The following is a 23495-nucleotide window of genomic DNA, read 5'->3' on the forward strand; positions in this document are numbered from 1 at the left end:
CGGTAATTCTTGTCTGTTCGATCAACTATTCTTGGCTTTGTCGCAGCCATTTCTGTATGAAGTCGCCGCCGATCGGCGAGTCGACTGTGCATTTACTGCGCATCACTCGCTTTGCTGAATCAAGCATCCAGTAGGGGGCGTTCTTGTCCAAATCTTCGACCGTCCGGGCCACGCTGGTGGCGACCGGAGCCTTCACCATGTTGTCTTGCGGGGCGATGGCGCAGGAGGCGCCCGCGGCCGGCGATATCGGCGAAGTCGTCGTGACCGCGCAGCGCCGTTCGGAAAGCCTGCAAAAGGTGCCGGTGTCCGTCGGCGTTGTCGCGGGCGACGAACTGCGGACGTTCCAAGCCGGCGGCGACGATATTCTCGCTTTGTCGGGCCGCGTTCCGAGCCTGTATGCGGAAACCACGACGGGCCGAATCTTTCCGCGCTTCTATATTCGCGGCCTCGGCAACATCGACTTCTATCTCGGTGCGTCGCAGCCGGTCTCGATCATTCAGGACGACGTCGTACTCGAGCACGTCGTCATGAAGTCGAATCCGATCTTCGACGTGCAACAGGTCGAAGTACTGCGCGGGCCGCAGGGCACGCTGTTCGGCCGCAACACGCCGGCCGGCATCATCAAGTTCGACAGCATCAAGCCGACCGACACGTTCGAGGGGCGAGCGCAGTTCTCGTACGGCAACTACAATACGCGGACCGTTGATGGCGGTATCGGCGGCCCGATCGTGGCGGGCAAGCTGTCCTTCCGCCTGTCCGGCCTGTACCAGCATCGCGACAATTGGGTCGACAACACCTATGTCGGTCCGAGCGCCGATGGGACGTTTTCGCCCGCTCACAATGCGATGGGCGGTTTTGACGAGCGCGATGTTCGTTTGCAGTTGCGTTTCACGCCGACCGATCAATTGATGATCGACGGATCGATCCATGCGCGCTCGTATGACGGCACCTCGACGATGTTTCATCGTGCCGCGCTGATCAAAGGCTCGAACAACACCGACCAGGATCCGCGCGACAAGGTTGCCTACGACGAGGCGATCAACAATCCGCAGGGCTATGACACGCGCGGCGGCTCGATCAAGCTTGCCTATGATTTCGGCCCGATGACGGTGACGTCGATCAGCGCCTACGAAACCGTGCTGGGCTACAGCCGCGGCGACACCGATGGCGGCGCAGCGGCGCTGTTCAACAATGTCGGCTTCGGCCAGTCGATGGGGCGGGTGCGTGGGCTCGACCAGTACAGCGAAGAGCTGCGTCTGGCGAGCGCCGACACAGGCCGCCTGAAATGGCAGGTCGGCGGAATGTATTTCAATTCGCGCGATACGACCGAGTTCTATCAGCGTGCGTATTTCCTGCGCACCGGCGGCAATCCCAACAACTGGGTGCGGCTGAAGAACGACAACGAGTCCTACGCGCTGTTCGGCCAGGCCAGCTATCAGCTGCTGCAGGACCTGACATTGACCGCGGGCGTGCGCGAAACCAGGGACGCGAAAGAGACGCGTCTGGTGAAGACCGCGGATACGGCGGCCGGCGTGGTGACCTATACGGGTCGCCGCGACGTGAAGCTGTCCGATACGACGCCAAGCTGGGACTTCAGCGCGATGTACCAGATCGATCCCAATGTCGGCGTCTACGGCCGCGTCGCGCGCGGTTTCCGTGGTCCGACCATCCAGGGGCGATCGGCGGTGTTCAACGCTGATTTCACGACCGCGAATTCCGAGACGATCACCTCATACGAGGTGGGCGTGAAGAGCAGCCTGTTCGACAAAAGGCTGCGGCTGAACGCGTCGGCCTTCACCTACACGGCCGACAATATCCAGCTCAACGGCAACGACTCGAACGGCAACGGCGTGTTGTTCAACGCAGCCAAGGCCGAAGCCTACGGTCTTGAGGCGGACGCCGAATTCCGTGCGACGCCGAATCTGACCTTTACCGGCGGTCTCAGCCTTCTGCACACCAAGATCAAGGACAAGCGCGTCTTTGCGCAGGTCTGCGCGCTGAATGGTGTCGTGGTCTGTACGGTTCAAAATCCGACCATCAATATCGGCCCGAACGTCTTCGCGCAGATCGACGGCAATCCGCTGCCGAATGCGCCGGACTACAACCTCAATATCGGTGCTCGCTACGATATGCCGGTTGCGGGCGGCGAGATCTTCTTCGCCACCGATTGGCAGTTCCAGGGCTATACCAATTTCGTCCTCTACAAGACGAAAGAGTTCAACTCGAACGGAACGTTCGAAGGCGGCGCAAAGGTCGGCTTCACGCCGGCCGATGGCCGGTACGAGGTTGCGTTGTTCGCGCGCAATCTCACGAACGAGAAGAACCTCAAGGGTGTGATCGAGAACTACATGGCGGCGGTCTACAACGAGCCGCGCATTTTCGGCGTGTCGTTCAGCGCCAAGTTCCGCTGATCGCGCCTGGCTGAATTGATTGCGGGGACTGGCTTTCGCCAGTCCCCGCTTTCATTTCAACGACAAGATCTGAGATCAGACCGAGTAGTACATCTTGTACTCGATCGGGTGCGGGCTGGTTTCGAACGCCATGACTTCTTCCATGCGCAGTTCGATCAGCGATTCGATCATGTCCTTGCTGAACACGTCGCCCTTGAGCAGGAACTCGTGGTCCTTCTTGAGGCTGTCCAGCGCTTCACGCAGCGAACCGCACACAGTCGGAACCTGCGCCAATTCCTGCGGCGGCAGGTCGTACAGATTCTTGTCCATCGCGTCGCCGGGATGGATGCGGTTCTGAATGCCGTCGAGACCGGCCATCAGCATCGCCGCGAACGCGAGATACGGATTGGCGGCCGGATCGGGGAAGCGCACTTCAACGCGCTTTGCCTTCGGGCTCGTCACATACGGAATGCGGCACGAGGCCGAGCGGTTGCGCGACGAATACGCCAACAGCACCGGCGCTTCGTAGCCCGGCACCAGACGCTTGTAGCTGTTGGTGGTCGGGTTGGTGATCGCGTTCAGCGCCTTGGCGTGCTTGATGATGCCGCCGATATAGAACAGGCACATCTCGCTGAGGTCAGCATAGAGATTGCCGGCGAAGAGCGGCTTGCCGCCTTTCCACAACGACTGGTGCACGTGCATGCCCGAACCGTTGTCGCCGAACACCGGCTTCGGCATGAAGGTCGCGGTCTTGCCGTAAGCGTGCGCGACGTTGTGCACGACATATTTGTAGAGCTGCATGTTGTCGGCGCACTTCACCAAGTTCGCGAACTTGATGCCCAGCTCGTGCTGCGAGGCGGCGACTTCGTGATGGTGCTTTTCGACGTCGACGCCCATGTCGGCCAAGGTCGACACCATTTCGGCGCGCAGATCGGCACACGTGTCCATCGGTGCGACCGGGAAATAGCCGCCCTTCACCGGGATCTTGTGACCGAGATTCCCGTCTTCGTACTTGCGGCCCATATTGTACGGGCCTTCTTCGCTATCGAACTCGTACGACACTTTGTTCATGTCGACTTGGTAGCGAACGTCGTCGAACACGAAGAACTCGGCTTCCGGACCGAAGAAGACGGTATCGGCGATGCCGGTCGACTTGGCGTAAGCCTCGGCCGCCTTGGCGATCGAACGCGGATCGCGATTGTAGGGCTGGCCGGTCGACGGCTCGACGATGTCGCAGAAGATCGCGAGGGTCGGCTGGGCCGCAAACGGATCGAGAATTGCGGTCGACGGATCCAGCTTGAGGATCATGTCGGACTCGTTGATCGCCTTCCAACCGGCGATCGACGAACCGTCGAACATAATGCCGTCCTGGAACACGTCTTCGTCGATGGTCGAGACGTGCTGCGCCGTGTGCTGCAGCTTACCGCGCGGATCGGTGAAGCGCAGATCGACGTACTTCACGTCGTGTTCCTTGATCAGGTCCATGACCTTCGCGATATCCGACATGCTCAATCCTGTTGGGTCTGGGGTGGTGCGTTTTTTGGTCTGCGAAACGAAAAACTAGATCGCGTCTGGTCCGCGCTCGCCGGTGCGAATGCGGACGACTTCATCGATCGGCGACACGAAAATCTTGCCGTCGCCGATACGTCCCGTGTGGGCTGCTTGCTGAATCGCTTCGATCGCGCGCTCGACCATCTGGTCTTCCATGATCACTTCGATCTTCACCTTGGGAAGGAAGTCGACCACGTATTCAGCGCCGCGATAAAGCTCCGTATGTCCCTTCTGCCGGCCGAAGCCTTTGGCTTCGGTGACGGTCAGACCCTGAATCCCAATCTCGTGCAGCGCCTCTTTCACGTCGTCGAGCTTGAACGGCTTGATGACGGCTTCGAGCTTTTTCATTCACGAGATCCTGATCGTGGGTGCACGCATCTATACAGACGCGCTCGCGCCATAGCAGTCCGTGTGCCACCGGGCGGAGCGTGGCGCCGTGCGGGTCGCCAGACAGGACGCTGCCCGGCTCGCCAGCAAATGCCTAGTCTGTGTGCAGGCGCCGCCCATTCCGGCGGCAGCGAACCGGCTCAGCTGCGCAGCGCCGCCGGGCGGCGCACGGCATTGCGATCGAGAAAGCGTCCGACGCGCGCCATCGCTTCTTCGATCTGTTCGATCGAAGCGGCGTAGCTGAAGCGCAGATAGCCTTCGCCCCAGACACCGAATGACGTACCGGCCAGGCCGGCGACGCCTTCCTGTTCCAGCAGTTGGCGCTGCAGGACCGCGGCGTTGAATCCGGTGTGCTTGATGTTGGGGAAGGCATAGAAGGCGCCCGCCGGATTGACGCAGCTGATGCCGGGCAAAGAATTCAGCCGGTCGACGATGACGTGGCGGCGTTGTTCGAACGCCGCGTTCATTGCGTTGACCTCGTCCATCGGTCCTTCCAGCGCGGCGATGCCGCCATACTGGACTGCATTGGCGACGCAGGAATGGCAATTGATGGCGAGCCGGTTGGCATGCTCGACCAGCACTTTCGGCCACACTGCATAGCCCAGACGCCAGCCGGTCATCGCGAAGCCTTTCGACCAGCCGTCGAGCAGGATCAGGCGATCACGAATGCTTTCGTAGGACAGCAGCGTGTGGTGCGCTTTGCCGTCGTAAATGATGCGGCCGTAGATCTCGTCCGAGATCACGACGACATGCGGGAAGTCGGCGAGGCCGGCGACCAGCTTGTCCAATTCACCGCGATCGATCACGCCGCCGGTCGGGTTGGCCGGGCTGTTCAGAATGATCGCGCGCGTGCGCGGGCCGATGCGGGTCAGAATATCGTCGGCTTCGAACGAGAAGCCGCGTTCCTCGATCAACGGGATCGGGATCGGCGTCGCGCCGGAATAGGAGATCAGCGATTCATAGCCGGGATAGGCCGGGTTCGGATGAATGATCTCGGTGCCGGGTTCGCCCAGGATCTGCAGCGCGAAGAACAGCGCGACCTTCGAGCCTGGCGTGACGGTGATGTCGCCAGGATCGACCTGGACATTGAAACGGCGATGCAGATCGCCGGCGACCGCTTCGCGTAGCGGCAGGATGCCGGGGGCGGGGGTGTAGCCGTGATGTCCGTCGCGCCATGCTTTCTCCGCCGCTTCGATGACGTGGCTGGGCGGCGGGAAGTCGGGCTGGCCGATGCAGAGATTGACGATCGACTTGCCGGTGGCAGCCAATGCCTGCGCCTTGGCCAGCACTTCAAAAGCGCCTTCAGTACCAAGACGGTGCATGCGTGCCGCGACGTCAATCATCTCCAACCCTTTCGGTAAGCGGGTTTCGCGCAATACAGGGAATGATCAGGAGCGACAAGAAGACATGTCATTACCCAGACAGGCTTTCTTGACGCGGCGTGTCGGCCCGAGTACCCACTCCACCGCGATGGCGGTCGTAGCTCAGTGGTAGAGCCCTCGGTTGTGGTCCGAGTTGTCGCGGGTTCAAGTCCCGTCGATCGCCCCATCGCTCCTTTCCCTGTTTGATGAGCATCGATCCCGCAAATTCATGCGCGGTTCTGACCGTCGCTGAGATGCAGGCGGCCGATCGCGCCGCGATCGCTGACGGTACCCCAGGCCATGTGCTGATGACGCGGGCAGGGACAGCCGTTGCCAGCGAAATCAGGCGGCGCTGGTCGCCCCGGCCGGTCCTGATCCTGTGCGGACCCGGAAATAATGGTGGCGACGGATTTGTCGCCGCGCAGGTTTTGGCGGCTTCCGGCTGGCCCGTCCGGGTCGCTTTGTTGGGTGATCGGACGGCGCTACGAGGCGATGCGGCGGGTGCTGCAGCGACCTGGTCAGACGCAATTGAAGCAGCGCGCGCCGACGCGTTTGGCGACGTGCAACTCATCGTCGATGCATTGTTTGGCGCCGGACTTGCGCGCGATCTCACCGGTGACGCGCGCGCGCTCATTGAGGCAATGGATGCGCATCCTGCGCCGGTCGTTGCGATCGATCTTCCATCCGGACTCGACGGCGATAGCGGTGCGGTGCGCGGTGCTGCGCCGAGCGCGATGTTGACGGTCACATTCGCGCGCAAAAAGCCGGCCCATCTTTTTGCGCCCGCCTATGTCGGTGACGTCGTCGTTGCCGACATCGGCATTGCCGACGCGATCGTTGCGCAGCTTCGTCCGCGCTTGTTCGAAAGCGCGCCCGCGCTGTGGCGCGACCTGTTTCCGTGGCCAGCGCGCGACGCGCACAAATATGCGCGCGGTCATGCGGTCGTGTGGGGCGGCGCGCAGATGACCGGTGCCGCGCGGCTCGCTGCGCATGCAGCAGCGCGCATCGGTGCGGGCCTCGTGACCATCTCGGCACCGCGCGACGTCTGGTCGATTTATGCCTTGTGGCGCGCGGATATTCTGGTCGAGCCGCGTGACGAACTCGGTGATTGGAAACGCACGCTCGAAGATCCGCGACGCAATGCGGTGCTGATCGGACCGGGCGCAGGACTCGATCAGCCGCTCGTGGCTGCAACCGAAATGGCGGACGGCAAACAGCTCGTACTCGATGCTGATGCGCTGACTGCATTTGCCGGACATGCATTGCCGCGCGGCGCGTTGCTGACGCCACATGACGGCGAATTCAAACGGCTGTTTGCGTTGGATGGTGCGGACCGGCTTGGCAGCGTGCGGCGTGCTGCCGCGGCAAGTGCGTGCACACTGTTGCTCAAAGGCCCCGCGACAATCATTGCGTCGCCCGACGGCACCGCAATCGTATCGACGAACGGAACACCGTATCTCGCAACAGCAGGAACCGGTGATGTGCTTGCGGGTCTGTGTGTCGGACTGCTTGCACAGCAGGTTGCACCACTGGTCGCAGGTGCAATTGCAGCTTGGCTGCATGGTGCATGCGCACGCCGAGTCGGACCCGGACTCGTGGCGCAAGATCTGTCCGAAAGACTGCCCGCAATCTTGGCCGATTTGGCCTGTGGATAGATCGGTACAATTTTGCGCATCGGGGGCGAATTCCCCAATTAACAGAAGTGCTTGCGGGAAACCCGTTTAACCCGTTATCAATTGCCCGCCAGGTAATAGGCATCGCCGCTGACAGTCATTGTCACCGGTCGCAAAGAAGACGCGCAGGGTCGAGGGGGTCCGATGCTCTTCCGCCGTGAGGCAGCCAAGCCGGAGATTGCTCCGGGTTCAACCTACCGCCGCTCGCGTGGCGAAGTGGTTGAAATGGCACGCGTAATCGCCGTGGTCGCGGACCCGGGGGGAATTCCCCATGTCCGCTTCAATCTCCACATTGAAAGCCGCACCTGCCACAGCGACGAGCAACGCACGCTCGCCGTCGAAGCCTTCTCCAGCCTGTACGCCGAGCCGGTCCGGGCCTAAGGGCGGGCCGGTCAGGTCCGCGAAGAGCGGCCGGCAAAGACCAGGGCGCCGCCCACCACGATCGCCGCAATCGAGGCAATCGGCGGAATAGCGAAGCCATGCTGCTTCTCCGCCTGCACGTCGAGCGGGCCAATCTTTGCCACCGTCTCCTTCGACGTGAAGCTGAAGCCACCGATGGCCAGCGCCGCCACGCCACCCAGCATCAACACGATCCCAATTACCGCCAGGGCCTTCATCGCTCGATCTCCGTCAGCTCATTCCAGGTTCTCGGGCTAGAAAGTGTGGAAACGCCGAGTTCGTTCCCTCGACATTGGTGTCGGCACGCGGCTAGAACCCCCCTGGCGCGGGCGTGGCGGAATTGGTAGACGCGCTGGGTTTAGGTTCCAGTGACGCAAGTCGTGGGGGTTCGAGTCCCTTCGCCCGCACCATTGGCTGATCCGACAAATTCATTTCAACCGAGCCGGCGTTACCGCCGGCGCTTTCGTTTCCGAGCGACCGACATGCACGTCACCGACATTTCGTCCGAAGGCCTCAAGCGGGCTTTCAAGATCACCGTTCCTGCGACCGAGATCGGCACCCGCGTGGATCGTCGTCTGTCCGAATTGTCGGGTCAGGTGAAAATGCCGGGCTTCCGTCCGGGCAAAGTGCCGATGGGCATGCTGAAGAAACGCTACGGACCGGAAGTCTTCAGCGAAATCGTCAACGAGACGGTAGAAACCTCGACCGCGAAGGCGATGCAGGAGCGGAATATCCGCCCGGCGCTGGAGCCGAAAGTCGAAGTGGTCGGTGAATTCGCGGAAGGCCGCGATCTCGAATACACGGTCGAAGTCGAAACGCTGCCTGACGTCGAGCCGGCGGCCTTTGACGGCATCGCGCTCGATCGCGCCGTTGTTGAAGCGCCCGAGAAAGAAATCGACGAAGCGCTCGAACGGATCGCCAAGTCGAACGCGACTGCGGTCGAACTCGAAACCAAGCGCCCGGCTGCCAATGGCGACGTGCTGCTGATCGATTTCGACGGCTCGGTCGACGGCGAACGCCGGCCGGGCATGAAGGGCGAGGGCTACGATCTCGAACTCGGCGGTGGCCAGTTCATTCCCGGCTTCGAAGAAGCGCTGCTCGGCGTGCAGGCTGGTGAAAAGCGCACGATCGACGTGACGTTTCCGGTCGGCTACGCAGCCGAAGACCTGTCGGGCAAAGACGCCAAGTTCGACGTCACCGTGCACGCGATCAAAGAACTGAAGACGCCCGCGATCGATGACGCGCTGGCCAAGTCGCTCGGTTTGGAAGATCTGGCGGCACTGCGCGATGCGGTGAAGCAGCAGATCGAAGGCGAATATTCGCGCGTCGCGCGGATGAAGCTGAAGCGCGAGCTGCTCGACGCGCTGGCTTCGCGGCATGATTTTGCTGTGCCGCAGGGCATGGTCGATCTGGAATTCCAGAATATCTGGCTGCGTGTGCAGCAGGAACTGGCCGACAATGGCGGCAAGGACGAAGACGGTAAGACCGAAGACGAACTCAAGACGGAGTATCGTTCGGTGGCCGAGCGTCGTGTGCGTCTAGGCCTGCTTCTGTCGGAAATCGGCCGCCGCGAGGCGCTGACCGTGACCCAGGAAGAGCTCAACCGGGCCCTGATCGCCGAGGCGCGTCGCCATCGCGGTCAGGAAAAGGCCGTGCTCGATTTCTACCGCCAAAATCCGCGTGCGCTCGATCGCTTGCGCGCACCGATTTACGAAGACAAGGTCGTTGACCATATCCTGTCGAAGGTTGCGGTGACGGATCGTCCGACGACGATCGAAGAGCTGCGCAAGGATTGGGAAGAAGACGAGGCCGAGTAAGTTCGGCCTTCAGCAGACCCGAGGATCGCTATGTTCGAATTCGCCCCGCAGATGAACACGCTGGTGCCGATGGTGGTCGAGCAGACCAACCGCGGTGAACGCGCCTACGACATCTATTCGCGCCTGCTGAAGGAGCGGATCGTTTTCCTGATTGGTCCGGTGAACGACTATGTCGCCAGCCTGATCTGCGCCCAGCTCCTGTTTTTGGAGAGCGAGAATCCCAACAAGGAAATCTCATTCTACATCAACTCGCCGGGCGGTGTGGTGACGTCCGGCCTCGCAATCTACGACACGATGCAATACATCCGACCGCCGATCTCGACGGTTGTGATTGGGCAGGCCGCATCGATGGGTTCGCTGCTTTTGGCCGCCGGTGCCCCCGGTCAGCGCCGCGCGCTGCCGAACAGTCGCATCATGGTGCACCAGCCGTCGGGTGGTGCGCAGGGCCAGGCTTCGGACATCGAGATCCAGGCGCGCGAGATCCTTAAGTTGCGTCAGCGTCTGAACGAAATCTATGTGCGCCACACCGGTCAGAGCCTGGAGCAGATCGAGGAAGCCCTCGAGCGCGACAAGTTCATGGACGCGGAAGAAGCCAAGAAATTCGGCCTGGTCGACGAGGTCGTGGTGCAGCGGCCGCGTCCGGCGGCTGATCTCGCTGCCTAACTAGCCAGCCATCGCGGCTTCGAGTCGCATCCGTTCTATGGGCGCGCCGGCTTTGGCTTGGCGCGCCCTCTTATTTTCGGACGCGGAAAAATCAAGCCGTTGAAGGAAAACCTAACCGGGCCAGCTTAGCGTTGTCCGAAGACCTTCCTGCCGCCGCGATACGGGGTAGGCTGGTCTGTCACTACCGGGACCCGCCCCGAGTCCCGCCAACCTTCCGAGGGCTGGATGTTGAAACACACTGCAGGCTCAATTTTCCCCGTCCTGCCGCTTCGCGACATTGTCGTGTTCCCACACATGATCGTGCCGCTCTTCGTGGGCCGTGAGAAATCTGTTCGCGCACTCGACGACGTGATGCGCGAAGACAAGCAAATCCTGCTCGTCACCCAAAAGAACGCCGCACAAGACGATCCCAACCCCGAAGACATCTTCGAGGTCGGCACGATCGGTACCGTGCTGCAATTGCTGAAGCTGCCCGACGGCACCGTGAAGGTGCTGGTCGAAGGCGGTCAGCGCGCGCGTATTCTGCGCTTCCGCGAGAATGCTGATTTCTTCCAAGCCGAGGCGCAAATCGTGCCCGAGCAGTTGGGCGAGTCGCAGGAGCTGCAGGCGCTGTCGCGCGCGGTCGTCGCGCAGTTCGAGCAGTACATCAAACTCAACAAGAAGATTCCGCCCGAAGTGCTGGTGTCGATCAATCAGATCGAAGAGCCGGCCAAGCTTGCGGATACGGTTGCGTCACATCTCAACCTGAAGATTCCGGAGAAGCAGCAGCTCTTGGAAACCGAAACGGTTTCCGAGCGGCTCGAGCGCGTCTACGGCTTTATGGAAAGCGAGATCGGCGTTCTCCAGGTCGAAAAGCGCATCCGCAATCGCGTGAAGCGCCAGATGGAGAAGACGCAGCGCGAGTACTATTTGAACGAGCAGCTCAAAGCGATTCAGAAGGAGCTTGGCGAGACCGAAGAAGGTCGCGACGAGCTGGCTGAACTCGACGAGCGCATCGCCAAGACCAAGCTGTCGAAAGAAGCGCGCGAAAAGGCGAAAGCGGAGATGAAGAAGCTCCGCACCATGTCGCCGATGAGTGCCGAAGCGACGGTCGTGCGCAATTACCTCGACTGGATGCTGAGCATTCCGTGGAACAAGCGCAGCAAGATCAAGAAAGATATCAAGCTCGCCGAGAAGGTGCTCAACACCGACCATTACGGTCTGGAAAAAGTCAAAGAGCGCATTCTCGAATACCTCGCCGTGCAACAGCGCATGGACAAGGTGAAGGGCTCGATCCTGTGCCTCGTCGGCCCGCCCGGCGTCGGTAAGACGTCGCTCGGCAAGTCGATCGCGAAAGCGACCGGCCGCAACTTCGTGCGTATGTCGCTCGGCGGTGTGCGTGACGAAGCCGAAGTGCGCGGTCACCGCCGCACCTATATCGGCTCGATGCCCGGCAAGGTCATTCAGGGCATGAAGAAAGCGAAGACGTCGAACCCGCTCTTCCTGCTCGACGAAATTGACAAGCTGGGTGCGGATTGGCGCGGTGATCCGTCGTCGGCGCTGCTCGAAGTGCTCGATCCAGAGCAGAACAGCACGTTCGCGGATCACTATCTCGAAGTCGATTACGACCTGTCGGATGTGATGTTCATCTGCACGGCGAACACGCTGCGTATGCCGCAGCCGTTGCTCGATCGTATGGAGCTCATCCGCATCCCTGGTTACACCGAGGACGAGAAAGTCGAGATCGCCGAGCGCCATCTGTTCAACAAGCAGATGGAATCGAACGGTCTGAAGCCGGGTGAATTCGCCATCAGCGACGACGCGATGCGCGACCTGATCCGCTATTACACGCGCGAAGCGGGCGTTCGTTCGCTTGAGCGTGAAATCGCGAATCTGTGCCGCAAAGCGATCAAGGACATCCTGATGAAGGGGATCGCTCGCGTGACCATCACGCGTCGCAACCTCGAAAAATACGCAGGCGTCCGGAAGTACCGCTTTGGCGAAGCCGAACTGGAAGATGCAGTCGGCGTTGTCACCGGTCTTGCGTGGACCGAAGTCGGCGGCGAGTTGCTGCAGATCGAAGCCGTGACCTTGCCGGGCAAGGGCCGCGTGACGATGACCGGCAAGCTTGGCGACGTCATGAAAGAATCGGTGCAAGCCGCCGAAATGTTCGTGAAGTCGAAGGCGGCCTCGCTAGGCGTGCATCCGAACGTGTTCCTGAAGAAGGACATCCACGTGCACGTGCCCGAGGGCGCGACGCCGAAGGACGGTCCGTCGGCAGGCGTCGGTATGGCGACGTCGATCGTCTCGGTGCTGACCGGCATCGCGGTCCGCAAGGACATCGCCATGACCGGCGAGATCACCTTGCGTGGGCGCGTGCTGCCGATCGGCGGTCTGAAGGAAAAGCTGCTCGCGGCACTCCGCGGCGGGCTCAAGACGGTGCTTATCCCGAAGGACAACGAAAAGGATCTTGCTGAGATCCCCGACAACGTGAAGCGCGGGCTGAAGATCATTCCGGTCAACACGGTCGACGAGTTGCTGCGTCATGCGCTCGTTGACGTGCCGACGCCGGTGGAATGGACCGAGCCGGACGCGGCGGCACCGCCGCCGAAGGCCGAGGAAGGCCAAAGTGACGAGGTCATTCGCCACTGACGTCGACGGACGCTGATCCGGCGTCAGGACTGTATTCGGTTGGTCGTACGCCGTTCCCTTTGACGGCGTACGGCCTTCCGGGCTACATGGCCGCCGGTTCTGGTGCGGGCCCGCCCGTCACCCCAAAGAAAACACTCAAATTCTAACGACCCAATGGGGGCCCCGGTGAATAGGAACGATCTCGTCGCGCACGTCGCCGAGCAGGCCGGACTTAGCAAGAATGATGCGACCAAAGCTGTCGACGCTGTGTTCGACGGCATTACGCAGACCCTGAAAGGCGGCGGCGAAGTGCGGCTGGTCGGTTTCGGTACCTTCGCGGTGTCGAAGCGTGCGGCCTCCGAAGGTCGCAATCCCCGTACGGGCGAAAAGATTATGATCAAGGCGTCGATTCAGCCGAAGTTCAAACCCGGCAAGGGGCTGAAGGACGAACTGAACGCCTGATCGCTTGCGGTCTGGTTTTCTCAAAGACAGCGGGCGGAACGGCAACGTTCCGCCCGTTTCTTTTGTGGGTATGCTGCTTCCATCGCGACGCGATGTGCACCCACATGGCGTCGCTGCGCGCATATATAGGTAAGGGCGGTTAGCTCAGCTGGCAGAGCACCTCGTTTACACCGAGGGTGTCGGCGGTTCGAACCCGTCACCGCCCACCAACCTACGCAGCGCGACAGCATGGGTGGGTCACCTCCGAAGCCTTGGCGTAGGAGGGCTGGACCTGCCAGGCGCCGCTTCGGTGGGCAGGCCACGCCGTCGCTTTGCGGCCAGGAACCAGCCCCAGCCGGGCCGGTTACCAGCATATGCTTGCTCTTGTACCCGAGCGTGCGGCCCACCTGCCGGCGCGTATGTCGACCGGCCGGGCCATCGTCCCGGTCTTTAAGCCCCAGGACCGGATGCGGGATGCCGCCCGGCGGTACCGGCGCCCGGTCTATCAGCGCCCAGCGAGCGGGCAGGTCCTTGACCTGACGGTCTGATCTACAGCTTTGTTCCGAATATTTAGGTGACGGTAACGGGCGGTAGCATTGTATGCTGCAGTCTGTCTCCAGGAGCACCCTATGAGCGGTATCAATTTCGACCTGAGCTCGGCGACGAATCTCAAAGCGATTCCAGCAATCGTCGCTTTGAAGTCCCAGAAGCTGCAGGGCGATGCTTTGGCGTCGCTGGTCGGCGACGCGCTGGAAAATTCCAAGAAGATCGCCCAGTCGGCCGTTGCGGCTGCATCGGGCGGTCGCGGTCAATTGCTCGACATCCACGTCTAAGAATTACGCCGGGCAGGCGTTGACACTGCCCGTCACCCCGCGTACATCGCACGGCCTCACGCGGGTGTAGCTCAGTTGGTTAGAGCGCCGGCCTGTCACGCCGGAGGCCGCGGGTTCAAGTCCCGTCACTCGCGCCATTTTCTTCTGTAATCTTTCGAAGCTTGATGTGCGGTTGCCGCTTGTGGCACCGCTCGATGCGTATGTCGCGCGCACGCTTCCTTCTGTCCCTGGTCAGTTTTTCGTTCGGTATCGCCCAAGCGCAGGATTGCGCGCTGACGCGGACGGAATTTGAATTTCCCGACGCGCGCCAAGGCAAAGTGCTGCAGCTCGCAGCGACTGCACCGCAAGCTGCGGGACGACTTGGCGTCGTCGTATTCAGCCACGGCTTCTCAGATCAAAAAGAAAGCTACCAACCGCTGGTGCATCCGCTCGCCTGTGCGGGCTGGCTGGTGCTGCAACCGAATCACCTTGATTCACGTGTGTTTCCAGGTGATCCGCGACGTGCAGGAATTTGGTTTTCGCGCGTCGAAGATGTCGTCCACATCCTCGATCTGCTGCCCGAGATCGAACGTCGTGCACCTGGATTGCAGAATCGAATCGATCCAACACGAATCGTCGTCGTCGGGCATTCGTACGGCGCCTTTACCGCGCAGCTGGTCGCCGGCGTGACAATGACTCTCAACGAACGTCAGGTTTCATTCCGCGATCGGCGCGTGCGCGCGATTGTCGCGATTGCGCCGGTCGGCTCGTGGCAGATCTTCCGCGACACGGCGTGGGACGATCTCGAAATCCCGCTGTTGGAAGTGCAGGGCGGCAAGGACCGGCCGCCGCCGGCCGATCAACCGCGGCGCAATCTGGTGCCGTACGACCGCAGCAAAGTACCCGGCACTGCGCTGCTATTCCTGCCCGACTCGGGACATCACTTCGGCAACATCTATGGGCGCGGGGATGTGGGTGCTGAGACCGATCCGCGCATGGTCGAGACGGTGGCCCGGCTTGTGGTCGCCTACCTCGATGAGACGGTCAAAGAGCAGGCAAATGCGCTTCATACGGCCTATGAACAGATTGATCGTCGCTGGCCGGGATTGGCTGAACTGTCGCGCAAATAAAGCCTCGCATCCGATGGCCGACGGGTCTAGGTTCCGGCCGCTCTAAGTACCGGTGCGGACATGCAGAACCCGCTTCTAGTCCAATATCTTCCGATCCTTCTCTTCCTCGGAATCGCGATTGTCGTTTCGGGTGCCGCCGTAGGCTTGTCTTGGGTCCTGGCGGTGCACAAACCCGACAGCGAAAAGGTCAGCGCCTATGAGTGCGGCTTCGACGCGTTCTCGGACGCGCGTGCCAAGTTCGACGTGCGCTACTACCTGGTCGCGATCCTGTTCATCATCTTCGATCTCGAAGTGGCCTTCTTGTTTCCCTGGGCGATTTCGCTCGGTGACATCGGGACGTTCGGGTTCTGGAGCATGGTCGTGTTCCTTGGCGTGCTGACGGTCGGCTTCATCTACGAATGGAAGAAAGGCGCACTCGAATGGGAGTGAGCGCGAACGCGAAGGCATCGGCAGGTCCGATCACTTCGTTCGACAGTCCACTGCCGTTGCCGCCCGGCGCTGCGCAAGACGCGGTGCTGAAAGCGACGACCGATCATCTGAACGACAAAGGTTTTGTCGTTGCCAGCTTCGAAGGTCTGCTCGACTGGGCGCGTACCGGTTCGTTGTGGCCGATGACGTTCGGCCTGGCGTGCTGCGCGGTGGAAATGATCCACGCCTACATGCCGCGCTACGATCTCGACCGCTTCGGCATTTTCCCGCGTCCGTCACCGCGGCAGTCGGACGTGATGATCGTCGCCGGCACGTTGTGCAACAAAATGGCACCGGCGCTGCGCAAAGTGTACGACCAGATGGCCGAGCCGCGCTGGGTGATCTCGATGGGATCCTGCGCCAATGGCGGCGGCTATTATCACTACAGCTATTCGGTCGTGCGCGGCTGCGATCGCGTTGTGCCGGTCGACATCTACGTTCCAGGCTGCCCGCCGACCGCCGAAGCGCTGGTTTACGGAATTCTGCAGCTGCAGAAGAAAATCCGGCGCGACGCCACGCCTTACATTCGTTGAGTAGCCAACGATGAGCGAACCGGAAGCAGCGGGATCCAACCCGCCCGACACGACCGCCGAAACGCCCGTCATGCACCCGACCATCGCCGCAGCGCGCGATCTGCTGGGTGATGCGGTGCTCGCCGATACGGTGATCCACGGCGAACCGGTCATCACGGTGAAGCGCGAGCAGATCGCCGATGCGATGCGCAAGTTGCGCGACGGCGCGTTGGCGTTCGAACAGCTGGTGACGATCTGCGGCGTCGATTACCCGACGCGCGCCGAGCGATTCGAAGTCGTCTACAATCTTCTGTCGGTGTCGAAGAATTTGCGCCTGCGCGTGAAAGTGACGACCGACGAGGACACGCCGGTGCCGTCGGTCGTTGCAGTCTATCCCAGTGCCAACTGGTTCGAGCGCGAGACCTGGGATCTGTACGGCGTCTTCTTCACCGACCATCCCGATCTGCGCCGCCTGCTGACCGATTACGGTTTCGAAGGCCATCCGCTGCGCAAAGACTTCCCGCTGACCGGCTATGTCGAGCTGCGCTACGACGAAGACCAGAAGCGCGTCGTCTATGAACCGGTGAAGCTGGTGCAGGACTATCGCAACTTCGAATTCCTCTCGCCCTGGGAAGCCATCACCGACGTGCAGCTTCCGGGTGACGAGAAGGCGGTGAAGCCCGCCTATTGGGACGCGTCGCGCAAATGACCGACAGCAACGTTCAACCGGCGACCGATCCGCGTATCCGCCCCTACACGATCAATTTCGGCCCGCAGCATCCCGCTGCGCACGGCGTGCTTCGTCTTGTCCTGGAAATGGACGGCGAAATCGTCGAGCGCGCCGATCCGCATATCGGCCTGCTGCATCGCGGCACCGAGAAGCTGATCGAACACAAGACCTACATGCAGGCGGTCCCGTATTTCGATCGCCTCGATTACGTCTCGCCGATGTGCGAGGAGCATGCGTTCGCTCTCGCCGTCGAAAAGCTGCTCGGCATCACCGCACCGCCGCGCGCGCAATATATTCGCGTGCTCTTCGCCGAGCTGACGCGCGTTCTGAATCATCTGCTCAATCTCACGACGTTCGGCCTCGACGTCGGCGCCATCACGCCGGCGCTGTGGGGCTTTGAAGAGCGCGAGAAGCTGATGGAGTTTCACGAGCGTGCGTCGGGCGCGCGCTTGCACGCGAACTATTTCCGTCCCGGCGGCGTCGCATTCGATCTGCCGGCCGGTCTGGCCGACGATATTTGGGAATACACTGAGAGTTTCCCGAAGTTCGTGTCGGAGCTGGAAACGCTGCTGACGGAAAACCGCATCTTCAAGCAGCGCACCGTCGATATCGGCATCGTCGATCGCGACACGGCGCTGGCCTACGGCTTCACCGGCCCGATGCTGCGCGCGTCGGGCGTCGCCTGGGATCTGCGCAAGGCGCAGCCCTACGACGTGTACGACCAGATGGAATTCGAAATTCCGGTCGGTCTGACGGGCGATTGCTGGGCCCGCTATCTCGTCCGTATGGAAGAGATGAAGCAGTCGGTCAAAATCATGCGGCAGTGCCTGTCGCGTTTGCCCGACGGTCCGGTGAAAGTCGACGACCGCAAAGTGTCGCCGCCGCCGCGCGCCGAGATGAAGCGTTCGATGGAAGCGCTGATCCATCACTTCAAGCTCTACACCGAGGGCTATCACGTGCCTGCGGGCGAAACCTACACGGTGGTCGAAACACCGAAGGGCGAGTTCGGCGTCTTCCTAGTGTCGGACGGAACCAACAAGCCGTATCGCTGCCACATCCGTGCGACCGGAATTCCGCATCTCGCGGCGACCGACATGATGACTCGCGGCCACATGCTGGCTGACGCGGTCGCAATCGTCGGCTCGCTCGACGTCGTGTTCGGAGAGATCGATCGATGAGCGCAACCACGCATCAGCAAGTGCTCGAAGCGGACTTCCAGCCCGCTTCGTTCGAATTCACGCCGGACAATCGCGCCCGCGCCGATCGTATTCTGGCGAAATATCCCGCCGATCGTCGTCGCAGCGGCATGCTGCCGTTGCTCGACCTGGCGCAGCGTCAGCATGGCGGCTGGCTGCCGCGCGCGGCGATGGATCACGTTGCCGACTATATCGGCGTGCCACGCGTGAAGGCGTACGAAGTCGCGACCTTCTACACGATGTACAATTTGAAGCCGGTCGGCACGCATCTGGTACAGGTCTGCACCAGCCTGCCGTGTCAGTTGCGCGGCGCCGATGCGATCGGCGATGCGTGCCAGAAGAAGCTGGGCATCGGCTATGGCGAGACCACCGCTGACGGCAAGTTCACCCTGCTCGAAGTCGAATGCGCTGGTGCTTGCGTGAATGCGCCGATGATTGCCGTCGGCGATGACTATTACGAAGACCTGACGCCCGAGAGCACCGAAAAGCTGCTCAGCGAACTTGCGGCCGGCGGCAAGCCGACGGCCGGTTCGCAGACCGGGCGCCGCACGTCGATGTCGTCGGCGGGCGCAACGACCCTGAAAGCGCAGGCGCAAAAAGCCGGCGTCACCTACATCGGAGAAGAGTGAGACGATGCTGAAAGATCAGGATCGCATCTTCACCAACCTGTTCGGCTTTGAGTCGTTCGGTTTGCAGGCTGCGCGCGCGCGCGGCGACTGGGACAACACGGCAGCGATCATCGCCAAGGGCCGCGACGGCATCATCGAAGAGATGAAGCAGTCGGGCATGCGCGGTCGCGGCGGTGCAGGTTTCCCGACCGGCCTCAAATGGTCGTTCATGCCGAAGGCGAGCGAGAAGCCGTGCTATCTCGTCGTCAACGCGGACGAGGGCGAGCCCGGCACGTGCAAAGATCGCGACATTCTGCGTCACGATCCGCACAAGCTGCTTGAAGGCTGCCTGGTTGCCGGTTTCGCGATGGGCGCGCATGCGGCCTACATCTACATCCGCGGCGAATTCTATGACGAAAGCTCGTCGGTCCAGAAAGCGATCGACGAAGCGTACGATGCCGGTCTGCTGGGCAAGAACGCAGCCAATTCGGGCTGGGACTTCGACGTCTATCTCCATCGCGGTGCCGGCGCATATCTGTGCGGTGAAGAAACCGCGCTGATCGAAAGCCTCGAAGGTAAAAAAGGCCAGCCGCGCAACAAGCCGCCATTCCCTGCGATGGCCGGCCTCTATGCCTGCCCGACGACGGTGAACAACGTCGAGACGATTGCGGCGGCGCCGACCATTCTGCGTCGCGGCGGTGCGTGGTTTGCCGGCTTCGGCCGTCCGAAAAACCAGGGCACCAAGCTCTTCTGCATCTCCGGGCACGTGAACAATCCGTGCAACGTCGAAGAAGAGATGGGCATTCCGCTGAAGGAACTCATCGAACGTCACGCCGGTGGCGTGCGCGGCGGTTGGGACAATCTGCTGGCGGTCATTCCGGGCGGTTCGTCGTGCCCGATGATTCCGCGCGAAGTTTGCGACACGGTGTTGATGGATTTCGACGCGTTGCGCGAAGTTCGTTCGGGCCTCGGCACCGCGGCCGTGATCGTGATGGATAAGTCGACCGATCTGGTCAAAGCCATCGCGCGTCTGGCCAAGTTCTACATGCATGAAAGCTGCGGCCAGTGCACGCCGTGCCGCGAAGGCACCGGCTGGATGTGGCGCGTGATGGAACGCATGGCGCGCGGCAATGCCAAGATCGAAGAGATCGACATGCTGCTCGACGTGACCAAGGAAATCGAAGGTCACACGATCTGCGCCCATGGCGACGCGTCGACCTGGCCGATCCAGGGTCTGTTCCGTCACTTCCGGCCGATGGTCGAACAACGTCTGCGCGATTACAGCGCGCTGACCAAGGCGGCCTGATGCGCTTTCGCGGTCTCAATCCCGGACGCGTGTTTTTGTTGCTGGCGATGACGTGGTTCGCCGGCAGCTTTTACGTGCTGCGTCCGGATCTCGACGCACCGACCAACGTCGTGCTGTGGCCGGAAGACGGCAAGCGGCACCGCTTGTATTCGGTGCGCGAGCTGTTGGGCGATCAGACTGGCGCGAAATTCGCGCCGTTCGTCGAGCCGCCGGAATATTCGTTCAACGAGTTTTTCGAACGGCCGTTGTTGAAGTTCGTATCGGTCGCGCTGTTGCCGCCGCTGGTGGCGGTGATCGTGTCCGTGACTTGGGTTTCTTGGGCCGCGAGGCGTCCGTAATGCCGAAGCTGAAAATCGATAATGTCGAGATCGAAGTCGAAGCAGGAACATCGATCCTGCAAGCGGCGGAGCAGCTCGGCGTAGAAGTCCCGCGCTTTTGCTATCACGAGCGCCTGTCGGTGCCGGCCAATTGCCGTATGTGCCTGGTCGAGCTGAAAGGCAGCCCGAAGCCGGTCGCGTCGTGCGCGATGCCGTGCGGCGACAATATGGAAGTGTTCACCGACAGCGACCTGACGCGCAAAGCGCGCAAGGGCGTGATGGAGATGCTTCTGATCAACCATCCGCTCGACTGCCCGATTTGCGACCAGGGCGGTGAATGCGACCTGCAGGATCAGGCGCTGGGCTATGGCTTCGATCGCGGCCGCTTCGCCGAAAACAAGCGCGCCGTCGAAGACAAATATATGGGCCCGCTGATCAAGACGATCATGACCCGCTGCATTCATTGCACGCGCTGCATCCGCTTCTGCGACGAGATCGCGGGCGTGTCGGCGCTGGGCGCGATGGGCCGCAGCGAGCACATGGAAATCGGCACCTATATCGAAGCCGCGATCGGCAGCGAGCTGTCGGGCAATCTTGCCGACGTGTGCCCGGTCGGTGCGCTGACGCACAAGCCGTACGCCTTCACCGCGCGCCCGTGGGAGCTGCGCAAGACCGATTCGATCGACGTGATGGATGCGGTCGGTTCGAACATCCGCGTCGATGCGCGCGGTGCCGAAGTGATGCGCGTGCTGCCGCGTCTGAACGAAGACGTCAACGAAGAGTGGCTGGCCGACAAATCGCGCTGGGCTGTCGACGGCCTGACCAAGCGTCGCCTCGATCGTCCGTTCGCGAAGAAAGACGGCAAGCTGCAGCCCGTGTCGTGGAACGACGCGGTTGCGTTGGCCGGCGCCAAGTTGAAGAGCGCAGGCGCCAAGAGTGCTGCGATCGTCGGCGACCTGGTCGATGCGGAATCGATGCTGGCGCTGAAAGATCTGATGGCCGCTCTCGGCTCGACCAAAATCGAAAGCCGGCAGGACGGTGCGAAGTTCGACACGACGCAACGTGCGGGCTGGTTGTTCAACCCGACCATCGCCGGGTTGGAACAGGCCGACGTCGTGCTGATCGTCGGCAGCAACCCGCGCTGGGAAGCACCGTTGATCGATGCGCGCCTGCGCAAGCGGCAGCGCAATGCCGGCCTCAAAGTCGGCGTCATCGGTCCCAAGCCGGACCTGACCTATCCGATCGAACATCTCGGTACCGGTGCCGATGTGCTGCAGCAGATCGCCGACGGTTCGCATCCGTTCGCGCAGACGCTGAAGAACGCGAAGAACCCGGTGCTGCTGCTCGGCAGCGGCGCTACCGAACGCGCCGACGGTCTGGCGATCCATGCTTTGGCGCGCAAAGCCGCCGAAGCAAACGGCATCGTGCGTGACGGCTGGAACGGCTTTGCCTTCCTGCATCGTGCCGCGTCGCGTGTCGCGGCGTTGGAGCTCGGCTTCGTGCAGCAGGGTGGGGATCTCGAAACCATCTATCGCGGTTGCGAGGCGGGCGAGATCGAGGTCGTGTATCTGCTGGGTGCCGACGAGATCGACACCAACCGTCTCGGTCGCGCCTTCGTCATCTATCAAGGCCATCATGGCGACGTTGGCGCGCATCGCGCCGACGTGATCCTGCCGGGCGTTGCCTGGACGGAAAAGCACGGCACTTACGTCAACACCGAAGGCCGCGCGCAGTTGGCGCGGCAGGCGTCGTTCGGTCCCGGCGAAGCGCGCGAAGATTGGAAGATCATTCGCGCCGTGTCCGAACCAGCCGGCCACAAGCTGCCGTACGACACGCTGGGCGCAGTGCGGAAGAAGCTGGCTGCAGCGGCGCCGGTCTTCGCCAATGTCGATCGCGTGACGCCGGCGACCTGGGCTTCGTTCGGTCGCGATGGCGCGGTTTCGGCAACGCCGTTCGTGTTGCCGATCGACAATTACTACATGACCGATCCGGTCAGCCGCGCTTCGCCGACGATGGCGGCGTGCGTGCGCGAGATCATCGAAGGCAACACGGCCCCAAATTCTGCTTCAGGGGCGAAGAAGACCGGCACCCATGGCTGAGCTCCTCGACCTTTTCTGGGCCATTCCGACGGGCCTGCGCCTGACGCTCGAGATCGTGCTGACGGTGCTCGCGCTGTTGGGCTGCTTTGCCTACGTCACGTACGCTGAACGCAAAGTCCTGGGCGCCATCCAGTTGCGCCAGGGACCGATCATGGTCGGTCCGTTCGGATTGCTGCAGCCGATCGCCGACGGCGTGAAGCTGTTGTCGAAAGAAACCATCATCCCGGCCGGCGCCAATCGCGTGCTGTTCGTGCTGGCGCCGATGGTGATGCTGACCTTGGCGCTGATCGCGTGGGCGGTGATCCCGTTCGATGCCGGCGCCGTGTTCGCCAACATCAATGTCGGCGTGCTGTACCTGTTCGCGGTGTCGTCGTTGGGCGTCTACGGCGTCATCATGGCGGGCTGGTCGTCGAATTCGAAATACGCGTTCCTCGGCGCGATGCGCTCGGCGGCGCAGATGGTGTCCTACGAAGTCTCGATGGGCCTCGTCATCGTGACCCAGCTGCTGATTGTCGGTTCGCTGAACCTGACCGAGATCGTCGAACATCGTTCGCCAGTGTGGCTGTGGATCCTGCAGTTGCCGATGCTGGTGATCTTCTTCATCTCGGCGCTGGCGGAAACCAACCGCGCACCGTTCGACTTGCCCGAAGGCGAGTCGGAACTGGTCGGTGGTTTCAACACCGAATATTCGTCGATGACCTTCGCGCTGTTCTTCATCGCCGAATATCTCAACATGATTTTGATGAGCGCGATCACGACCGTGCTCTTCCTCGGCGGTTACCTGCCGCCGTTCGGCCTGATGATCGCGCCGCTGACCTGGATTCCGGGGATCCTGTGGTTCGCGCTCAAAGTCGCGTTCCTGCTGTTCGTGTTCATCTGGGTGCGCGGCACGGTTCCGCGCTACCGCTACGACCAGCTGATGCGTCTCGGCTGGAAAATCTTTCTGCCGTTCTCGTTGATCTGGGTGCTGGTGATCGCCGGCACGCTGATGGCGACCGGCATGCTGCCGGTTCGGAGCTAAGCCC

At 61.7% G+C, this 23495-nt stretch carries 22 protein-coding genes and 4 tRNA genes; 22 read left to right on the forward strand and 4 right to left on the reverse strand.

What is annotated here, in order from left to right:
• The first annotated feature begins 197 nt into the window (after positions 1–197).
• On the forward strand, positions 198–2411 hold the full coding sequence (locus tag TMPK1_RS00720; RefSeq protein WP_420240807.1) for a TonB-dependent receptor: 2214 nt from the start codon (positions 198–200) through the stop codon (positions 2409–2411).
• 75 nt (positions 2412–2486) lie between these two features.
• Here the strand turns inward: TMPK1_RS00720 and glnA are convergent, their stop codons facing one another.
• From glnA to TMPK1_RS00735, 3 genes are all read right to left on the reverse strand, one after another.
• Positions 2487–3896 carry a type I glutamate--ammonia ligase gene (glnA, locus tag TMPK1_RS00725; RefSeq protein ID WP_420240808.1) on the reverse strand — a complete coding sequence of 470 codons (1410 nt, stop codon included), beginning with the start codon at positions 3894–3896 and terminating at the stop codon, positions 2487–2489.
• A gap of 54 nt (positions 3897–3950) precedes the next feature.
• Entirely contained in the window at positions 3951–4289 is a 339-nt protein-coding gene (locus tag TMPK1_RS00730) for a P-II family nitrogen regulator (protein ID WP_420240809.1), read from the reverse strand.
• 179 nt (positions 4290–4468) lie between these two features.
• Positions 4469–5671, reverse strand: a complete 1203-nt coding sequence (locus tag TMPK1_RS00735; RefSeq protein ID WP_420240811.1) for a pyridoxal phosphate-dependent aminotransferase — start codon at positions 5669–5671, stop codon at positions 4469–4471.
• 130 nt (positions 5672–5801) lie between these two features.
• Between TMPK1_RS00735 and TMPK1_RS00740 the strand changes: the two genes are divergently transcribed.
• From TMPK1_RS00740 to TMPK1_RS00750, 3 genes are all read left to right on the forward strand, one after another.
• A tRNA-His gene (locus TMPK1_RS00740) sits at positions 5802–5876 on the forward strand.
• Between the two features lie 19 nt (positions 5877–5895).
• Positions 5896–7344 (forward strand): NAD(P)H-hydrate dehydratase, encoded by a 1449-nt coding sequence (locus tag TMPK1_RS00745; RefSeq protein WP_420240812.1) that lies wholly within the window; start codon positions 5896–5898, stop codon positions 7342–7344.
• Between the two features lie 162 nt (positions 7345–7506).
• Positions 7507–7743 carry a hypothetical protein gene (locus TMPK1_RS00750; RefSeq protein ID WP_420240813.1) on the forward strand — a complete coding sequence of 79 codons (237 nt, stop codon included), beginning with the start codon at positions 7507–7509 and terminating at the stop codon, positions 7741–7743.
• 11 nt (positions 7744–7754) lie between these two features.
• On the opposite strand, the gene TMPK1_RS00755 is transcribed toward TMPK1_RS00750, so the two are convergent.
• Positions 7755–7979, reverse strand: coding sequence for a hypothetical protein (locus tag TMPK1_RS00755; RefSeq protein ID WP_420240814.1), 225 nt, complete (start codon positions 7977–7979; stop codon positions 7755–7757).
• 107 nt (positions 7980–8086) lie between these two features.
• Between TMPK1_RS00755 and TMPK1_RS00760 the strand changes: the two genes are divergently transcribed.
• From TMPK1_RS00760 to nuoH, 18 genes are all read left to right on the forward strand, one after another.
• A tRNA-Leu gene (locus TMPK1_RS00760) sits at positions 8087–8171 on the forward strand.
• A 72-nt stretch (positions 8172–8243) separates the two neighbouring features.
• On the forward strand, positions 8244–9578 hold the full coding sequence (tig, locus tag TMPK1_RS00765) for a trigger factor (RefSeq protein WP_420240815.1): 1335 nt from the start codon (positions 8244–8246) through the stop codon (positions 9576–9578).
• A gap of 30 nt (positions 9579–9608) precedes the next feature.
• Positions 9609–10241 carry an ATP-dependent Clp endopeptidase proteolytic subunit ClpP gene (gene clpP, locus TMPK1_RS00770; RefSeq protein WP_420240816.1) on the forward strand — a complete coding sequence of 211 codons (633 nt, stop codon included), beginning with the start codon at positions 9609–9611 and terminating at the stop codon, positions 10239–10241.
• A 225-nt stretch (positions 10242–10466) separates the two neighbouring features.
• Complete coding sequence (gene lon / locus TMPK1_RS00775) at positions 10467–12872, forward strand: endopeptidase La (RefSeq protein ID WP_420240817.1); 2406 nt, start codon at positions 10467–10469, stop codon at positions 12870–12872.
• Positions 12873–13037: 165 nt separating this feature from the next.
• Positions 13038–13313, forward strand: coding sequence for an HU family DNA-binding protein (locus TMPK1_RS00780; RefSeq protein ID WP_420240819.1), 276 nt, complete (start codon positions 13038–13040; stop codon positions 13311–13313).
• Between the two features lie 133 nt (positions 13314–13446).
• Positions 13447–13522 (forward strand) — tRNA-Val (locus tag TMPK1_RS00785).
• A gap of 399 nt (positions 13523–13921) precedes the next feature.
• Positions 13922–14125, forward strand: a complete 204-nt coding sequence (locus TMPK1_RS00790) for a hypothetical protein (RefSeq protein ID WP_420240820.1) — start codon at positions 13922–13924, stop codon at positions 14123–14125.
• 60 nt (positions 14126–14185) lie between these two features.
• Positions 14186–14262: transfer RNA gene (locus TMPK1_RS00795), tRNA-Asp, on the forward strand.
• Between the two features lie 57 nt (positions 14263–14319).
• Complete coding sequence (locus TMPK1_RS00800; protein WP_420240821.1) at positions 14320–15234, forward strand: alpha/beta hydrolase family protein; 915 nt, start codon at positions 14320–14322, stop codon at positions 15232–15234.
• A gap of 60 nt (positions 15235–15294) precedes the next feature.
• The gene (locus TMPK1_RS00805) at positions 15295–15663 is read left to right on the forward strand and encodes an NADH-quinone oxidoreductase subunit A (protein WP_420240822.1); all 369 of its coding nucleotides are present in this window, start codon (positions 15295–15297) and stop codon (positions 15661–15663) included.
• The gene (locus TMPK1_RS00810; RefSeq protein ID WP_420240823.1) at positions 15654–16235 is read left to right on the forward strand and encodes a NuoB/complex I 20 kDa subunit family protein; all 582 of its coding nucleotides are present in this window, start codon (positions 15654–15656) and stop codon (positions 16233–16235) included. The genes TMPK1_RS00805 and TMPK1_RS00810 overlap by 10 nt, the downstream gene beginning before the upstream one ends.
• A 70-nt stretch (positions 16236–16305) precedes the next feature.
• Positions 16306–16923, forward strand: a complete 618-nt coding sequence (locus TMPK1_RS00815; protein WP_420245597.1) for an NADH-quinone oxidoreductase subunit C — start codon at positions 16306–16308, stop codon at positions 16921–16923.
• The gene (locus tag TMPK1_RS00820) at positions 16920–18122 is read left to right on the forward strand and encodes an NADH-quinone oxidoreductase subunit D (RefSeq protein WP_420240824.1); all 1203 of its coding nucleotides are present in this window, start codon (positions 16920–16922) and stop codon (positions 18120–18122) included. Before TMPK1_RS00815 ends, TMPK1_RS00820 begins: the two co-directional genes overlap by 4 nt.
• Entirely contained in the window at positions 18119–18769 is a 651-nt protein-coding gene (gene nuoE / locus TMPK1_RS00825; RefSeq protein ID WP_420240825.1) for an NADH-quinone oxidoreductase subunit NuoE, read from the forward strand. The genes TMPK1_RS00820 and nuoE overlap by 4 nt, the downstream gene beginning before the upstream one ends.
• 4 nt (positions 18770–18773) lie before the next feature.
• Positions 18774–20054, forward strand: coding sequence for an NADH-quinone oxidoreductase subunit NuoF (gene nuoF / locus TMPK1_RS00830; RefSeq protein WP_420240826.1), 1281 nt, complete (start codon positions 18774–18776; stop codon positions 20052–20054).
• Positions 20054–20392: a hypothetical protein gene (locus TMPK1_RS00835; RefSeq protein ID WP_420240827.1), complete on the forward strand. Its 339-nt coding sequence runs from the start codon at positions 20054–20056 to the stop codon at positions 20390–20392. The genes nuoF and TMPK1_RS00835 overlap by 1 nt, the downstream gene beginning before the upstream one ends.
• Positions 20392–22470 (forward strand): NADH-quinone oxidoreductase subunit NuoG, encoded by a 2079-nt coding sequence (gene nuoG / locus TMPK1_RS00840; RefSeq protein ID WP_420240828.1) that lies wholly within the window; start codon positions 20392–20394, stop codon positions 22468–22470. The genes TMPK1_RS00835 and nuoG overlap by 1 nt, the downstream gene beginning before the upstream one ends.
• Positions 22463–23491 (forward strand): NADH-quinone oxidoreductase subunit NuoH, encoded by a 1029-nt coding sequence (gene nuoH, locus TMPK1_RS00845; RefSeq protein WP_420240829.1) that lies wholly within the window; start codon positions 22463–22465, stop codon positions 23489–23491. The genes nuoG and nuoH overlap by 8 nt, the downstream gene beginning before the upstream one ends.
• Positions 23492–23495 lie beyond the last annotated feature (4 nt).

Source organism: Roseiterribacter gracilis (genome assembly GCA_018332375.1).
Lineage (GTDB): Bacteria > Pseudomonadota > Alphaproteobacteria > BOG-932 > Roseiterribacteraceae > Roseiterribacter > Roseiterribacter gracilis.

What these genes read in the sequence shown, in the direction of transcription:
- TMPK1_RS00720 (WP_420240807.1), top strand. Translation starts at nt 198, where the DNA reads ATGTTGTCTTGCGGGGCGATGGCGCAGGAGGCGCCCGCGGCCGGCGAT.
- glnA (WP_420240808.1), bottom strand. Translation starts at nt 3,896, where the DNA reads ATGTCGGATATCGCGAAGGTCATGGACCTGATCAAGGAACACGACGTG.
- TMPK1_RS00730 (WP_420240809.1), bottom strand. Translation starts at nt 4,289, where the DNA reads ATGAAAAAGCTCGAAGCCGTCATCAAGCCGTTCAAGCTCGACGACGTG.
- TMPK1_RS00735 (WP_420240811.1), bottom strand. Translation starts at nt 5,671, where the DNA reads ATGATTGACGTCGCGGCACGCATGCACCGTCTTGGTACTGAAGGCGCT.
- TMPK1_RS00745 (WP_420240812.1), top strand. Translation starts at nt 5,896, where the DNA reads ATGAGCATCGATCCCGCAAATTCATGCGCGGTTCTGACCGTCGCTGAG.
- TMPK1_RS00750 (WP_420240813.1), top strand. Translation starts at nt 7,507, where the DNA reads ATGCTCTTCCGCCGTGAGGCAGCCAAGCCGGAGATTGCTCCGGGTTCA.
- TMPK1_RS00755 (WP_420240814.1), bottom strand. Translation starts at nt 7,979, where the DNA reads ATGAAGGCCCTGGCGGTAATTGGGATCGTGTTGATGCTGGGTGGCGTG.
- tig (WP_420240815.1), top strand. Translation starts at nt 8,244, where the DNA reads ATGCACGTCACCGACATTTCGTCCGAAGGCCTCAAGCGGGCTTTCAAG.
- clpP (WP_420240816.1), top strand. Translation starts at nt 9,609, where the DNA reads ATGTTCGAATTCGCCCCGCAGATGAACACGCTGGTGCCGATGGTGGTC.
- lon (WP_420240817.1), top strand. Translation starts at nt 10,467, where the DNA reads ATGTTGAAACACACTGCAGGCTCAATTTTCCCCGTCCTGCCGCTTCGC.
- TMPK1_RS00790 (WP_420240820.1), top strand. Translation starts at nt 13,922, where the DNA reads ATGAGCGGTATCAATTTCGACCTGAGCTCGGCGACGAATCTCAAAGCG.
- TMPK1_RS00800 (WP_420240821.1), top strand. Translation starts at nt 14,320, where the DNA reads ATGCGTATGTCGCGCGCACGCTTCCTTCTGTCCCTGGTCAGTTTTTCG.
- TMPK1_RS00805 (WP_420240822.1), top strand. Translation starts at nt 15,295, where the DNA reads ATGCAGAACCCGCTTCTAGTCCAATATCTTCCGATCCTTCTCTTCCTC.
- TMPK1_RS00810 (WP_420240823.1), top strand. Translation starts at nt 15,654, where the DNA reads ATGGGAGTGAGCGCGAACGCGAAGGCATCGGCAGGTCCGATCACTTCG.
- TMPK1_RS00815 (WP_420245597.1), top strand. Translation starts at nt 16,306, where the DNA reads ATGCACCCGACCATCGCCGCAGCGCGCGATCTGCTGGGTGATGCGGTG.
- TMPK1_RS00820 (WP_420240824.1), top strand. Translation starts at nt 16,920, where the DNA reads ATGACCGACAGCAACGTTCAACCGGCGACCGATCCGCGTATCCGCCCC.
- nuoE (WP_420240825.1), top strand. Translation starts at nt 18,119, where the DNA reads ATGAGCGCAACCACGCATCAGCAAGTGCTCGAAGCGGACTTCCAGCCC.
- nuoF (WP_420240826.1), top strand. Translation starts at nt 18,774, where the DNA reads ATGCTGAAAGATCAGGATCGCATCTTCACCAACCTGTTCGGCTTTGAG.
- TMPK1_RS00835 (WP_420240827.1), top strand. Translation starts at nt 20,054, where the DNA reads ATGCGCTTTCGCGGTCTCAATCCCGGACGCGTGTTTTTGTTGCTGGCG.
- nuoG (WP_420240828.1), top strand. Translation starts at nt 20,392, where the DNA reads ATGCCGAAGCTGAAAATCGATAATGTCGAGATCGAAGTCGAAGCAGGA.
- nuoH (WP_420240829.1), top strand. Translation starts at nt 22,463, where the DNA reads ATGGCTGAGCTCCTCGACCTTTTCTGGGCCATTCCGACGGGCCTGCGC.